Raw genomic sequence first — 14,589 nt, 5'->3', positions numbered from 1 at the left:
TCTTCTTGCGCGCCCCAATCGCCCGCTTCCCCCGTGGCAGGCGATCGGGGCGCGCTCCTATTTCCCCGGTGTCCCGCCCCGGGTCAGATCCAGCGACCGTCCAGCCACATCCGGGCGGACCACTCGGCGTACGGCAGCAGCTTCCCCACGAAGATCGGGTAGAAGTAGCCGAAGCAGAGCGCCACCAGCAGCACGTACGCCCCGGCGATGATCCCGCCCACCATCCGTCGGTCGGAGACGTCCTCCTCCGACGCCGCCTTCGCGGCCGGCGCCCCGGCGGGCGAGATGATCGCGCCGAGCACGTAGACCACCGCCAGCACCAGGAACGGCACGGCCGGCGCGGCGTAGAAGGAGAACATCGTCCGCCCGTCCAGGGCGAACCAGAACCACGGCAGCAGCCCGGCGGCGACGCTCAGCAGGATCGCCCCGGCCCGCCAGTCCCGTCGGGCCGCACCCAGCCAGGCCAGCGCGCCCAGCGCGGGCAGGAACGACCACCAGAGCAGCGGCGTGCCGAGCAGCAGGATCTCCGAGGCGCAGGTCGGCGCGCCGCACGAGCCCTCGCCGGACCAGTAGAAGGCGACCGGCCGGCCGAGCAGCAGCCACTGCCAGGGCCAGGACTGGTACTTGTGCGGGTCGTCGAGCTGGGTGTGGAAGCCGTACGCGGCCTTGTGGTATTCCCACAGGTTGATCAGCGCGCCGAACACCGGGGTGTCACTGAGCGGGGCCTGCGGGTAGCGGCTGGCCAGCCGGTAGTAGCCGTCGTCGCTGAGCAGCCAGCCGGACCAGGTCGCCACGTACGTGCCGACCATCAGCACGCCGGCCAGCAGCAGCCAGGGCAGCTCGTCCAGGAGGGTGTCCCGCCACGGGCGGCGTACGCCCGCGGAGCGGCGGACACCCACCTCCCAGAAGATCACCAGCAGGCCGAAGGCCGGCACGAAGTAGAGCCCGCTCCACTTCACCGCGCAGGCGCAGCCGAGCAGCACCCCGGCGAGCAGCCGCCACCAGGGCCAGTCCCGCCAGGTCGACGGCGGCCGGCCGGCCCGGCCGGGGCGGGAGACGTCGAGCCCGGCGTCCAGCGCCCGCGCCCAGCGGCGTCGCCGGGCGTCCCGGTCCAGCACCAGCGCGCCGAACGCGGCGAGCACGAAGAGCAGCAGGAAGATGTCGAGCAGCGCGGTGCGGGAGAGCACCAGCTGGAAGCCGTCCAGGGCGAGCAGCAGGCCGGCCGCGCAGCCGAGCGTGGTGGAGCGGAACATCCGCCGGCCGATCCGGACCAGCAGCAGCACCGAGAGGGTGCCGGCGACCGCCGCCGCGAAGCGCCAGCCGAACTCGGGGGCGGTGGTCATCAGGTGCCCCGGTACGGAGATCTTCGTCTCGGCGTCCTGATAGCCGAAGGCCCACTCACCGAGCCCGATCAGCCACTTGCCCAGCGGCGGGTGCACCACGTACGACGGGCCGTTGTCCTTGTAGTTCCACTCGACGCCCCGGTCGATCAGCCCGTACGCGTCGCGGGCGTAGTAGATCTCGTCGAAGATCTTGCCGTTGGGGCCGCTGAGCCCGACGAACCGGAGGATCGCCGCGATCGCCACCACGACCGTGGTGGCCAGCCAGGCGTGTCCGTCGAGCCGCGCGTCGACGCCTGCCAGCCGGCGCCGGACGACGGCCGGCACCCCGCCCCCGCCGGTCGGGGTGGCCTGGTCGGCGGTGGCGCCACCGTCGGTCGTCCGGGCCGACTCGGCCGGGCCCGCGCTCTGCGCTGTCGACGCACTCGTCACCCGGCGATCGTAGGCTGCGAAGGTGCCCGGTGGCGCCCGTCGTCTCCGAGATTGGTACCGCCGTCGATGAAGGAGCAGCATTCGTGGGTGAAATGTCCGAGGTCGGGCGCCTGATTCTGCTCGGCGCGCCGCTGGGCAACCCCGCAGACGCCTCGGCCCGCTTCCGGGAGGTGCTCGGCACCGCCGACGTGGTCGCCGCCGAGGACACCCGCCGGCTCACCCGGCTCGCCCGTGACCTGGACGTCACCGTCCCCGGCCGGATCATCTCCTACTTCGAGGGGAACGAGGAGCGGCGCACCCCGGAACTGGTCGAGGCGCTCACCGCCGGATACACGATGGCGCTGGTCACCGACGGTGGCATGCCCAGCGTCTCGGACCCCGGCTACCGGCTGGTCCGGGCCGCGCTCGACGCCGGCGTGCCGGTCACCGCCGCACCCGGGCCGAGCGCGGTGACCACCGCCCTGGCGCTCTCCGGGCTGCCCTGCGACCGGTTCTGCTTCGAGGGTTTCCTGCCCCGCACCCCGGGCGCCCGCCGGTCCCGGCTACGGGCGCTCGCCGCCGAGGAGCGCACCCTGGTGCTCTTCGAGGCGCCGCACCGGATCACCGCCGCGCTGGCCGACCTGGCCGCCGCCTTCGGCCCCGACCGGCCCGCCGCGCTCTGCCGTGAGCTGACCAAGACCTACGAGGAGGTCGTCCGCCGGCCCCTCGGCGAGCTGGCCGAGTGGGCCGCCGAGGGCGAGCCCCGGGGCGAGATCACCCTGGTGGTGGCCGGGGCGCCGCCGGCGGAGGCGGTCCGGCCCGACGACGACACGCTGCGCGCCGCGGTCGCCGAGCGGGAGGCCACCGGCATGTCGCGCCGGGACGCGATCACCGAGGTCGCCACCGGGTACGGCCTGCGCCGCCGCGACGTCTACACCGTCGTGCACAGCTGAGCGGGCGGGTCACCAGGCGGCGAGGAGGAAGCCGACGGTGATCAGTGCCGGGCCGGCCAGCGCGATTCCCACCGCCCAGCGGCGGTGTCGCGGGTCGGGCAGCCGGGTCGCGCCGGTCCACCGGGCGATCCCGAGCGCGCAGGCCAGCACCAGCAGCAGGCCGAGCAGCCAGCGCAGGTGCCGACCCACCCCGGCGTCGGCGTACGCGGTGCCCCCCGCGGGGCCGGTCATCTGCGCCGGCAGCGCCGAGCCGGCCGCGGTGCTCTCCGCCGGCACCCCGCTGACCCGTACCCCGTGGGCGACGAAGCGCTCGTCGTCGGCGAGGAAGATGCCCCGGCAGCGCTGGGTCAGTCCCGCGCCGGTGCAGCCGCTGACCACCACGGTTCCCGGCGTGGCGTGGCCCACCGCCAGCCAGAGCGGGCCCGCGCTGACCCAGGCGAAGAAGGCGGCCAGCAGGCTCAACGCGAGCAGCGCGGCGAGGCCGTGGACCGGGTCCGGTGGGTGGCGCGGACGCCGGACCCGCGCCCGGCGGATCCGACCGGCGAACCGGCCCGGCCGACGCGGCTCCGCCCGCAGCGGGGTGCCGTCCCAGTGCACCTCCTCGATCGGTGCCCAGAGGGCCGGCTCGTCCGGCTCACCGGGGGCGGGCCACCGGCGGTGCCAGCGCGGCTGCCGGACGGGCACCCGCCGGGGGACGGCGTCCACCGGCGCACCGGTGGTCGGCTCGACCTCGACCGGCGGGGCGGGGGTGCGTTCGGGCCGGGGATGCGGCGCGACCGGCCCGCCCCGGGCGGTCGCCGTCGGGAGCCGGCGGTGGTCTCCGTCCGCCGGGCCGTCCTGCTCCGGGGCCGCTGGTCTGCTGGTCACGGCGTTCATTCCACACCGGCACGGGTACGTCCCCGCGCAGCTCACGCCGCGTGTCGGCGACAAATCGGGCGAGTCGTCGGCGGATCGAGCGCCCCGGACGGCCTGTTGGTTCGCGCCCGCCGTGCAGCGGTCACTAGGCTTGCTGGTCATGAGTCACGTTCTCGCCGCGGTCGCCTGGCCCTACGCCAACGGCCCGCGCCACATCGGCCACGTTTCCGGATTCGGCGTTCCCTCCGACGTCTTCGCCCGGTACATGCGGATGGCCGGTCACGACGTGCTCATGGTCTCCGGCACCGACGAGCACGGCACCCCGATCCAGGTGCAGGCCGACGCCGAGGGGGTCACCCCGCGCGAACTGGCCGACCGGTACAACCGGGTGATCGCCGAGGACCTGCGGGCGCTGGGCCTGTCGTACGACCTGTTCACCCGCACCACCACCCGCAACCACTACGCGGTGGTGCAGGAGCTGTTCACCGGGCTGCACCGCAACGGCTACATCGTCCCCAAGGTCACCACCGGGGCGATCTCCCCGTCCACCGGCCGGACCCTGCCCGACCGCTACATCGAGGGCACCTGCCCGATCTGCGGCTACGACAGCGCCCGCGGCGACCAGTGCGACAACTGCGGCAACCAGCTCGACCCGATCGACCTGATCAACCCCAAGTCCAAGATCAACGGCGAGACGCCGGAGTTCGTCGAGACCGAGCACTTCTTCCTGGACCTGCCCGCCCTGGCCGACGCGCTGCGGCAGTGGCTGGACACCCGGGAGGGCTGGCGCCCCAACGTGCTGCGGTTCTCGCGCAACCTCCTCGACGACCTCCAGCCCCGGGCCATCACCCGCGACCTGGAGTGGGGCGTGCCGATCCCCCTGGAGGGCTGGCAGGACCGGAACGACAAGCGGATCTACGTCTGGTTCGACGCCGTCATCGGCTATCTCTCCGCGTCCATCGAGTGGGCCCGCCGCACCGGCGACCCCGAGGCGTGGCGCAAGTGGTGGTCGACCGACGGCGAGGGGAAGGACTCGCCCAGCTACTACTTCATGGGCAAGGACAACATCGTCTTCCACTCGGTGATCTGGCCGGCGCTGCTCGGCGGCTACTCCGGCGAGGGCGCGCGGGACGGTCAGCCCGGCGAACTGGGCCGGCTCAACCTGCCCACCGAGGTGGTCTCCAGCGAATACCTGACCATGGAGGGGCGGAAGTTCTCCTCGTCCCGCAAGGTCGTCATCTACGTCCGGGACTTCCTGGAACGCTACGACGCCGACGCGCTGCGCTACTTCATCGCCGTCGCCGGCCCGGAGAGCAACGACACCGACTTCACCTGGGCCGAGTTCCTCCGCCGCAACAACGACGAGCTGGTCGCCGGCTGGGGCAACCTGGTCAACCGTTCCGTCTCCATGGCGGCGAAGAACTTCGGCGCGATCCCGCCGGTCGACCCGGCCGGGCTCACCGAGGCCGACGAGGCGCTGCTCGCGGTGGCCCGCGCCGGCTTCACCACCGTGGGTGACCTGATCGCCAAGCACCGGCAGAAGCAGGCCATCGGCGAGGCGATGCGGGTCGTCGCCGAGGCCAACAGGTACCTCTCGGACCAGGCGCCCTGGAAGCTCAAGGGCGAGGACGACAAGCCACGGATGGGCACCATCCTGCACGTCGCCCTCCAGGTGGTCAGCGACGCCAACACGCTGCTCACGCCGTTTTTGCCGCACTCCGCGCAGCAGATCCACGAGCTGCTCGGCGGCACCGGGGTGCACGCCCCCATGCCGGTGATCGAGGAGGTCGAGGACCTCGACGGCGGGCCGGCGTACCCGGTGCTGACCGGGGACTACACGGTCGGCGCGCGTTGGGAGTCCGTACCCCTGGAGGTGGGTCGGCCGCTCGCGGCGCCGAAGCCGGTGTTCCGCAAGCTCGACCCGTCCATCGTCGACGAGGAACTGGCCCGGCTGGCCGGCTGAGCCGGCACGTCGACGCGGCCCCGGGGGATCCCCCGGGGCCGCGGTCGTCGGCGGATCAGGCCCGGGCCATCTTCGGCGCGCCGATGAACTCCATGATCGCCCGGTTCACCTCGGTCGGGTGCGTCCACGGGGTGCCGTGCGGCGCGCCCTGGAGGGTGACCAGCCGGGCGTCGGAGAGCATGTTCTGCAGGCGCTGACCGGTCTTCGGGTAGGGCAGCACGTTGTCCTTGTCGCCCTGGATGATCAGCACCGGGATGGTGATGTTCGGCAGGTCGCCCCGGAAGTCGGTCTGCCAGGCGTCCACCGAGTCGTGGGTGCCCTTCGCCGACGCCTGCGCGCCGATGTTCCAGTGCGCCCGGTACGCCTCCTCGCTCACCCACCTGCCCTTGTTCTCGCTGTAGTTGAAGAACGCGTCGCAGAACTGGGTCAGGTAGGCGAACCGGTCGGCGACGATGGCCTGCTGGAACCCGTCGAAGAGGCTCTTCTCGACACCTTCCGGATTGTCCGGCGTCTTCAGCAGGAACGGCGCCAACGGGGCCATCAGCACCGCCCGGTCCACCCGGTCCGAGCCGTACGCGCCGAGGTAGCGGGTCACCTCACCGGTGCCCATCGAGTGCCCGACCAGGATCGCGTTGCGCAGGTCCAGCTCGGTCATCAGCACGTCGAGGTCGGCGGCGAAGGTGTCGTAGTCGTACCCCATCGCCGGTTGGGCGGAGGCCCCGAAGCCACGCCGGTCGTACGTGATCACCCGGTAGCCGGCGGCCTGCAGCGGCCCGCTGACCTTCTCCCAGGTCGCGCCGTTGAACGGGAACCCGTGGATCAGCACGATCGGTTGACCGGAACCGTGGTCCTCGTAGTACAGGTCGATGGGGGCGGAGTTCTCCGTCCCCACGGTGATGAACGGCATGGGCGTCTCCCCGGTGCGTACGTCTCGGACGCCCGCGCATTCCCGTCGCGCCTGCCGTTATGCCAGCCCGTACGGCAGGTCCACGATCCGGTCGTCGGTCACCTCGGCACCCGGCGCCCAGGTCTCGTAGACGCCCCGCTCGTGGCACTGTGCCCCGGTGACCGCCACCGCGTCCGGGTCCGGCCGGCACAGCCGCAGCCGCAGCCAGCCCGACTCCTCCCGCAGCACCAGACAGGGCACGCCCCGCCAGTCGGCCCGGCGCAGCCGGCGGGCGGCCGACTCCACCGGGTAGCGGGCCGCCCGGGTCATCGCCAGCACCCGGAACCCGCCCGGCAGGTCGGCCACCGCCTCGTACTCGCCGCCCGCGTAGCCGCCGACGAGCTGGGTGGAGCGGGGCGCGTCGCCGGTCGGGACGTACTCCTGGTCGGGGGAGACGCCCGGCACCGCGGCCAGCAGGTGCCGCCACTGCGGGCCCACCATCCGCAGCCAGCCGCGCTGCTCCGCCTGATAGCTGTAGAGCACCACCTCCACCCCCTGCGCCGGATAGGCGAGCAGGGTGGCGTTCGCCGGCATCGGCAGGTCGGCGAAGTCCCGGGTGACGAACTCGGGGACGAGCTGGGCGTTGCTCGGCACGAACCCGGTGCCCAGCACCGGCGGCCCGAGCCGGTCCCGGGGCGCCAACGCGGTCAACCCCCGGTGCGCGGCACCGACCGGCACGTCGTAATCCGCCGGGTCGGCGGCCCGCCAGCGCAGCGCGTACGCCACGTCGGTGCCGTCCCGGCCGCCCTCGGAGTCGCCCCGCAGCACCGACAGGGCGGCCGGCGTACGCAGGTGCGCCACGTCGTGCTCGCGGTAGCAGAAGCCGTGCGGCAACCAGCCGCGTACGTGACCGGCGAGCTGCCGGGCGGAGAGCACCTTGACCATCCGGGTGCCCGGCCGGACCACCGCCGAGGCGCGGACCGCCGCGAGCACCGGGTCCCCGGCCGCGGCGGGCGACTGGCTGAGCTGGTGCAGCTGCGCCCAGCCGCGCTCCCGGTGCACCGGCATCAGCAGCGGCGCGTCGGACTCCTCGGTCGGCTCCACCGCCCCGTGCACCGCGCTCACCTCGGTGACGTGCACGAACCGTCGCCACGGGTACGCCACGCCGGGGCGGGGCACGAACTCGAAGCCGGGCGCCTCCTCGGCGCTGAACAGCTCGTACGCCGCGCCCCGGGCGATCTCCTCCGCCGGGTGGACGCGGCCGTCGTACGTCACGTGCAGCCCGGTCCGCTCGGGGGCGGCACCGCTGGTGCGGGGGGCGACGGTCACGCTCGGCACGCTAAGCGGCACAGATGTTCCTCGTGTGAACAGTCGATGGCGGTCCGGGAACGTCGGCCGCCGGGGGTGTGTGATGCTGGCCGCGATGACCGAGCAGAACGAATCCCGCAAGCAACGGGCCGCCCGCCGGGCCGGGGAGTTCCCGCCCGCACCCGAGGCGCTGCCCCGTCCCGTCCTGGACAGCCACACCCACCTGGACATCACCGTCAGCGAGGCGGGCGTGCCCCCGCGAAGCGCGAGGAGTGAGCCGGGGTCGCGAGCCCCGCAGTCGGGAGCGAACGGCGGCTCGAGCGGTGGGGCGGCCGACGACCCGATCGCCGTGGCGATCGAGGTGGCCGTCGCGGTCGGGGTGGACCGGCTGGTCCAGGTCGGCGTGGACGTCGCCTCGTCCCGTTGGGGCGCCGACGTGGCCGAGCGCCACCCGGCGGTGCTGGCCACCGTGGCGCTGCACCCCAACGAGGCGCCCCGGCTGGCCGACCTGGACGAGGCACTGCGCGAGATCGAGGCGCTCGCCGCCCGGGACCGGGTCCGGGGCGTCGGCGAGACCGGGATGGACTTCTTCCGTACCGGGGACGAGGGGCGGGCCGCGCAGGAGGAGAGCTTCCGGGCGCACATCGCCATCGCCAAGCGGTACGGCAAGGCGCTGGTCATCCACGACCGGGACGCGCACGCCGACGTGCTGCGCGTGCTCGACGACGAGGGCGCCCCGGAGACGGTGGTGCTGCACTGTTTCTCCGGCGACGCCGACTTCGCCGCCGAGTGCGTCCGCCGGGGCTACCTGCTCAGCTTCGCCGGCACGGTCACCTTCGGCAGCGCCGCCGCGCTGCGCGAGGCCGCCGCGCTCACTCCGATCGACCAGCTGCTGGTGGAGACCGACGCGCCGTACCTGACCCCGATGCCGCACCGGGGACGGCCGAACGCGTCGTACCTGATCCCGCTGACGGTCCGGGCGCTCGCCGCGACCACCGGCACCGACCTGGACGAGCTCTGCGCCGCGATCTCCGCCACCGGCGACCGCGTCTTCGGGCCGTGGTGAAAGGATGCCCGGCGTGACCGGTCTCCTCGGCCCGGCGGAGATCCGGGAACTCGCCGCGCGCCTCGGCGTCGCGCCGACCAAGAAGCTCGGCCAGAACTTCGTGCACGACCCGAACACGGTCCGCCGGATCGTCACCGCCGCCGGCCTGACGCCGGACGACGTGGCGCTGGAGGTCGGCCCCGGCCTCGGCTCGCTCACCCTGGGCCTGCTGCCGGTCGCCGCGCACGTGCACGCCGTGGAGATCGACCCGACGCTGGCCGGCGCGCTGCCGGAGACCGCCGCCCGCTTCGCCGGCCCGGACGCCGCCCGGCTCCGGGTGCACCGGGCCGACGCGCTGCGGGTCACCGCCGCCGACCTGGCCGACCCCGCGCCGACCGCGCTGGTGGCCAACCTGCCCTACAACGTCGCCGTGCCGGTGGTGCTGCACCTGCTCGCCGAGCTGCCCACCCTGCGGCACGGCCTGGTGATGGTGCAGAAGGAGGTCGCCGACCGGCTCGTCGCCGGTCCCGGCTCCAAGGTGTACGGCATCCCGTCGGTGAAGCTCGCCTGGTACGCCCGCGCCCGGGCCGCCGGCAAGGTCCCGCCGAACGTGTTCTGGCCCGTGCCGAACGTCGACTCCGGCCTGGTCGCCTTCACCCGCCGCGAGCCGCCCGTCGCCGACGTACCCCGGGAGCGGGTCTTCGCGGTGGTGGACGCGGCCTTCGCGCAGCGTCGCAAGACCCTGCGCGCGGCGCTGGCCGGCTGGGCCGGTGGCGCCGACCGGGCCGCCGCCGCGCTCACCGCCGCCGGTGTCGACCCCGGCGCCCGCGGCGAGTCGCTCACCGTCGAGCAGTTCGCCGCCATCGCCGCGTCGGCCCCGACCGCCGCGCCGACCGCCCAGTAGGCTGGCGCCGTTGTCCGACGCCGCCGAGGAGCTGACCGTGGAGAAGCCGTTCGACATCCGCCTGCGCCGGCGGGACCTCGCCCCGTGACCGAGGCCTGGCGACCGGACGACGAGGACGAGCAGCGGCGGCGAGGTGCCAGCGGGCCGGTCCGGGTACGGGTGCCCGCCAAGGTCAACCTGCACCTCGGGGTGGGCCCGCTGCGCCGTGACGGCTACCACGAGCTGAACACCGTCTACCACGCGATCTCGATCCACGACGAGCTGACCGCGCGGCGGGGCGACACCCTCACCCTGACCATGGAGGGGGAGGGTGCCGGCGAGCTGGCCCTGGACGACACCAACCTGGTGATCCGGGCCGCCCACGCCCTCGCCGGGTACGCGGGCGTCCTGCCGCACGCCCGGCTCCACCTGCGCAAGCAGATCCCGCTCGCCGGTGGGCTGGCCGGGGGCAGCGCCGACGCGGCCGCCGCCCTGGTCGCCTGCGACGCCCTCTGGGGCACCGGGCTGTCCCGCGACGAGCTGGCCGGCATCGCCGCCGACCTCGGCTCCGACGTGCCGTTCCTGATCCACGGCGGCACCGCGCTGGGCACCGGCCGGGGCGAGGCGGTCAGCCCGGTGCTGGCCCGCCCGACCTCCTGGCACTGGGTGGTGGCGGTCGCCGACGGCGGTCTCTCCACCCCCGCCGCCTACCGCGAACTCGACCGGCTGCGCGACGCCGGCACCGCCGGTGAGCCGCTGGGCAGCACCGACGCGCTGCTCGCCGCGCTGCGCCAACGCGACCCGCAGGTGCTCGCCGCCGCGCTCGGCAACGACCTCCAGGCCGCCGCGCTGGCCATGCGCCCGTCGCTGGCGGCGACCCTGAAGGCCGGCGAGGCGGCCGGCGCGCTCGCCGGTCTGGTCTCCGGCTCCGGCCCGACCTGCGTCTTCCTCGCCACCGACGAGTCGCACGCCACCCGCATCGCCGCCGACCTGGAATCCGCCGACGTCTGCCGCGAGGCCCGCGTGGCCCACGGCCCGGTGGCCGGCGCCCGCATCATCTGACCCACGGCCGCCGCCCGGCGCGAGCCGGCCGGCTCGACCCCGTGTCGCCGACGTGGCGGGGTTCGGGTCGCCGGGACCAGCCCATGTCGGCGATGTGGAGTCGATCAAGCGGGGGTCGGGAAGCGCGGCGGGGAGGGGGCGAGGGCTCCGCGTACCCTTGGGGCAGGCGTCCCACGTGCCGGCCGGCACCCGCGGGACGCCTTGATCATGGAGGTGGGTGAGGTCGTGGCCAACATCGTCAACCTGGACCGGGTGTCCAAGGGGTACGGCGCCGCCGGGCCGCTGCTCACCGACGTCTCGCTCGGCCTCGACGACGCCGACCGGATCGGCGTGGTCGGCCTCAACGGCGCCGGCAAGTCCACCCTGCTGCGGCTGCTCACCAAGCAGGAGGGGCCCGACGACGGCCGGGTCACCCACCGCCGCGACCTGCGCGTCCTCTGGCTGCCGCAGAGCCTCACCCTGACCCCCGAGGCCACCGTCCGGGACGTGGTGCTCGGCACCGCCTGGCTCGGCGAGAGCATGGGCGCCGAGCACGAGTGGGCCGGCGACGCGGGCGTCCGGGCCATCCTCGACGGGCTGGGCATGCCCCACCTCGGCCTCGACCAGCCGGTCGGCCCGATGTCCGGCGGCGAGCGCCGGCGGGTGGCGCTGGCCGCCCTGCTGGTCCGCGAATCCGACCTGCTCATCCTCGACGAGCCCACCAACCACCTCGACGTCGGCGGCGTCGACTGGCTCGCGAGGTACCTGGTCACCCGCAAGGGCGCGCTCGTCGTGGTCACCCACGACCGGTGGTTCCTCGACGCGGTCTGCACCACCACCTGGGAGGTCGCCGACCAGACCGTCCGGGCGTACGAGGGCGGCTTCGCCGCCTGGACCCTCGCCCGCGTCGAGCGCGAACGGGTCGCCGCCGCCACCGAGGCCCGCCGGCAGAACCTGCTCCGCAAGGAGATCGCCTGGCTGCGCCGCGGCCCGCCCGCCCGCACCTCCAAGCCGAAGTTCCGGATCGACGCGGCCAACGCGCTCATCGACGACGTGCCGCCGCCGCGCGACACCATGTCCCTGCAGCGGATGGCCACCGCCCGGCTCGGCAAGCAGGTGTACGACCTGGAGCACGTCCGGCTGCACGCCGGGCCGAAGGAGATCCTGCACGACACCACCTGGCAGGTCGGCCCCGGCGACCGGATCGCCATCCTCGGCCGCAACGGCGCCGGCAAGACCACCCTGCTGCGGATGCTCGCCGGAGTGACCCGCCCCGACGGCGGCCGGTTCGTCACCGGCTCGACCGTGAAACCGGCGTTCCTCTCCCAGGAGCTGGCCGAACTCCCCGGGCACCTGCGGGTCCTGGAGGCCGTCGAGGAGGTCGCCCGCCGGGTGCAGCTCGGCGACCGGGAGATCTCCGCCGCCCAGCTCGCCGAGGTGTTCGGCTTCGACGACCGGCGGCTCTGGACGCCCGTCAGCGACCTCTCCGGTGGGGAACGCCGCCGGTTGCAGATGCTCCGGCTGCTCGCCGGGGAACCCAACGTGCTGCTCTTCGACGAGCCCACCAACGACCTGGACACCGACACCCTCGCCGCGCTGGAGGACCTGCTCGACTCCTGGCCGGGCACGATCATCGTGGCCAGCCACGACCGGTACCTGATCGAGCGGGTCACCGAGGTCGCGTACGGGATGTTCGGTGACGGCCGGCTCGTGCACCTGCCCGGTGGTGTCGACGAGTACCTGGCCCGCGCCTCGGCCGCCCGATCCGGTGCCGCCCCCGCCCTCACCACGCCGGCCCCGACGGCCGGGGCCACCAGTGGCATGTCCGCCGCCGAGGTCCGCGTCGCCCGCAAGGAACTCGGCAAGCTGGAACGGCAGATCGGCAAGCTGGAGCAGAAGGAGGTCACCCTCCTCGACCAACTCGCCACGCACGCCACCGACTACGCCAAGGTCGCCGAGCTGGACACCCAGCTCAAGGAGCTGCGCGCCGAACGGGAGCGGACCGAGGAGACCTGGCTGGCCCTCGCGGAGGAACTGCCGGGCGACTGACCCGCCACGGGTGGGGGGTGTGCGGCGTCACAGCCCGGCGTGCGGGACAATCGCTGTCGACCCCTCACCCGAACGGTCTTGGAGACACAGACATGGCCCACACCCCCGTCAACCACCCCGCGCGGCCGATCTACCGGGCGATCGGCGGGCTCGTTGGTCTGTACTTCGTGGTCTTCGGCGTGCTCGGCATCATCGCCAGCGCCGGCGACGACGTGCTCGCCCAGGACGGCACCAAGGTCCTCGGCCAGGGCACCAACCTCGGATTCTCGCTCCTGACCATCGTGCTCGGGGCGGCGATCCTCGCCGGCACCGTCATCGGCCGTAACCTCGACGTGGCCATCAACCAGTGGCTGGCGTACGCGCTGATCGTCCTCGGCCTCGCCGAGCTGGCCTTCATCCGCACCGACGCCAACATCTTCAACTTCTCCATCATCACCGTGATCGTGGTGCTGGTGCTCGCCCTCGTCCTGCTGATGGTCGGCATGTACGGCAAGGTCGGCAGCGAGGAGGAGAAGGAGGCCTGGCAGAAGGCCCGCCTGGTGCTCTGACTCCGTTCCGTCGCAGGGGCCCGGCCTGGTGCCGGGCCTTCGGCGTTTTCCGGGACAGGGTCCGCGCAGCCAAGTGACAATGTGGCGAAATCGGTCACTCGGCTGGAGGAACTCATGCCGCACTTTCCGGTGAACCACCCCGCGCGGCCGCTCTACCGGGTCCTCGCCGGGCTCGTCGGCCTCTACATCCTGATCTTCGGGGTCTACGGGGTCTTCGAGACCTGGGGCGACGGGCTCTTCGACCGGGGGAGCAACTGGGCCCTCGGGCTCCGCACCAACCTGGCCTTCTCGCTGGTGTCCGTGGTCTTCGGCATCGTGCTGATGGTCGGCGCGTCCCGGCGCGGCAACCTCGGCCACTACATGAACCTGACCGCCGGAGTGGTCTTCCTGGTCACCGGGATCCTGATGATGGCCGTCCTGCAGACCCCGGCGAACTTCCTCAACTTCTCCATGTCGACCGTGCTCGTCTCCCTGGCGTTCGGGCTGATCCTGCTGGCCACCGGCCTGTACGACAAGGTCGGCACCGACGAGCACGCCGCCGAGGAACGCCGCCGGCGCGAGCACCCTGTCTCCGGGGTGCCCAGCCACTGAGCCCGGTCAGCCCGACTTGCGGCCGGTGATCAGCCCCGGCTTGGCCTCCAGGTGCGACAACCCGTTCCAGGCCAGGTTCACCAGGTGCGCGGCGACCGTCTCCTTGCGCGGCTTGCGTACCTCCAGCCACCAGCGGCCGGTCAACGCCACCATGCCCACCAGCGCCTGCGAATAGAGCTCCGCCAGCTTCGGGTCGTAGCCCCGGCTGGAGAACTCCGCACCCAGGATGTGTTCGACCTGGTGCGCGACGTCGTTCATCACGCTGCTGAAGTTCCCCGTCGCCGACATCAGCGGCGACTCCCGGACCAGCACCCGGAACCCGCTGGTCTCCTCCTCGATGTACGTCAGCAGGGTCATCGCCGCCTGCTCCAGCAGCTCCCGGGGATGCCCGGCGGTCAACGCGGTGGTGATCCGGTCCAGCAGCGAACGGACCTCCCGGTCCACCACCACCGCGTACAGGCCCTCCTTGCCGCCGAAGTGCTCGTAGACCACCGGCTTGGAGACCTTCGCCCGCGACGCCACCTCCTCTATCGAGGTGGCGTCGAAGCCACGTTCGGCGAAGATCTGCCGGGCGATCGAGATGAGCTGCTCACGTCGCTGCGCCGCGGACATGCGTACCCGGGAGGAGGGCTTCGCCGCCGGGACCGCCCGCCTGCGGGCGCTGGCGTCGTTGCGGGGAACCTCGGTCATCTCGTCACCTCGCCGGCGCGCGGTGA

The 14,589-nt window shown here is 73.4% G+C and carries 13 protein-coding genes; 8 read left to right on the top strand and 5 right to left on the bottom strand.

Features of this window, described 5'->3' with window-relative positions; translation table 11 throughout:
* Positions 1–83: 83 nt before the first annotated feature.
* Entirely contained in the window at positions 84–1,772 is a 1,689-nt protein-coding gene (locus ABUL08_RS19755; protein WP_377522357.1) for a dolichyl-phosphate-mannose--protein mannosyltransferase, read from the bottom strand.
* A gap of 92 nt (positions 1,773–1,864) precedes the next feature.
* Between ABUL08_RS19755 and rsmI the strand changes: the two genes are divergently transcribed.
* Entirely contained in the window at positions 1,865–2,704 is an 840-nt protein-coding gene (gene rsmI / locus ABUL08_RS19750) for a 16S rRNA (cytidine(1402)-2'-O)-methyltransferase (protein WP_377522550.1), read from the top strand.
* Positions 2,705–2,713: 9 nt separating this feature from the next.
* Here rsmI and ABUL08_RS19745 read toward each other — a convergent pair whose 3' ends face one another.
* Entirely contained in the window at positions 2,714–3,580 is an 867-nt protein-coding gene (locus ABUL08_RS19745) for a hypothetical protein (RefSeq protein ID WP_350931400.1), read from the bottom strand.
* A 139-nt stretch (positions 3,581–3,719) separates the two neighbouring features.
* On the opposite strand from ABUL08_RS19745, the gene metG reads away from it, so the two are divergent.
* Positions 3,720–5,522 carry a methionine--tRNA ligase gene (gene metG / locus ABUL08_RS19740; RefSeq protein WP_350931399.1) on the top strand — a complete coding sequence of 601 codons (1,803 nt, stop codon included), beginning with the start codon at positions 3,720–3,722 and terminating at the stop codon, positions 5,520–5,522.
* Between the two features lie 55 nt (positions 5,523–5,577).
* Here metG and ABUL08_RS19735 read toward each other — a convergent pair whose 3' ends face one another.
* Positions 5,578–6,429, bottom strand: a complete 852-nt coding sequence (locus tag ABUL08_RS19735) for an alpha/beta fold hydrolase (RefSeq protein ID WP_350931398.1) — start codon at positions 6,427–6,429, stop codon at positions 5,578–5,580.
* Positions 6,430–6,486: 57 nt separating this feature from the next.
* Complete coding sequence (locus ABUL08_RS19730) at positions 6,487–7,737, bottom strand: hypothetical protein (RefSeq protein ID WP_350931397.1); 1,251 nt, start codon at positions 7,735–7,737, stop codon at positions 6,487–6,489.
* Between the two features lie 82 nt (positions 7,738–7,819).
* Here ABUL08_RS19730 and ABUL08_RS19725 point away from each other — a divergent pair, with 82 nt between their 5' ends.
* The 6 genes from ABUL08_RS19725 (at position 7,820) to ABUL08_RS19700 (ending at position 13,873) form a co-directional block, all read left to right on the top strand.
* Positions 7,820–8,782: a TatD family hydrolase gene (locus ABUL08_RS19725; protein ID WP_350931396.1), complete on the top strand. Its 963-nt coding sequence runs from the start codon at positions 7,820–7,822 to the stop codon at positions 8,780–8,782.
* A gap of 13 nt (positions 8,783–8,795) precedes the next feature.
* Positions 8,796–9,665, top strand: coding sequence for a 16S rRNA (adenine(1518)-N(6)/adenine(1519)-N(6))-dimethyltransferase RsmA (gene rsmA / locus ABUL08_RS19720; protein ID WP_350931395.1), 870 nt, complete (start codon positions 8,796–8,798; stop codon positions 9,663–9,665).
* A gap of 84 nt (positions 9,666–9,749) precedes the next feature.
* Entirely contained in the window at positions 9,750–10,706 is a 957-nt protein-coding gene (locus ABUL08_RS19715; RefSeq protein WP_350931394.1) for a 4-(cytidine 5'-diphospho)-2-C-methyl-D-erythritol kinase, read from the top strand.
* Between the two features lie 225 nt (positions 10,707–10,931).
* A complete protein-coding gene (locus ABUL08_RS19710) occupies positions 10,932–12,734 on the top strand; it encodes an ABC-F family ATP-binding cassette domain-containing protein (protein WP_350938733.1) in 1,803 nt (600 codons plus the stop codon).
* Between the two features lie 92 nt (positions 12,735–12,826).
* A complete protein-coding gene (locus tag ABUL08_RS19705; RefSeq protein WP_350931393.1) occupies positions 12,827–13,282 on the top strand; it encodes a DUF4383 domain-containing protein in 456 nt (151 codons plus the stop codon).
* Positions 13,283–13,396: 114 nt separating this feature from the next.
* Positions 13,397–13,873: a DUF4383 domain-containing protein gene (locus ABUL08_RS19700; RefSeq protein WP_350931392.1), complete on the top strand. Its 477-nt coding sequence runs from the start codon at positions 13,397–13,399 to the stop codon at positions 13,871–13,873.
* A 6-nt stretch (positions 13,874–13,879) separates the two neighbouring features.
* Here ABUL08_RS19700 and ABUL08_RS19695 read toward each other — a convergent pair whose 3' ends face one another.
* Positions 13,880–14,563, bottom strand: coding sequence for a TetR/AcrR family transcriptional regulator (locus ABUL08_RS19695; RefSeq protein WP_350931391.1), 684 nt, complete (start codon positions 14,561–14,563; stop codon positions 13,880–13,882).
* Positions 14,564–14,589: the final 26 nt, after the last annotated feature.

Origin of the sequence: Micromonospora sp. CCTCC AA 2012012, from assembly GCF_040499845.1 — a bacterium.
Classification (GTDB): Bacteria; Actinomycetota; Actinomycetes; order Mycobacteriales; family Micromonosporaceae; genus Micromonospora; species Micromonospora mangrovi.
This window is presented reverse-complemented; position numbering and strand designations above follow the sequence as displayed.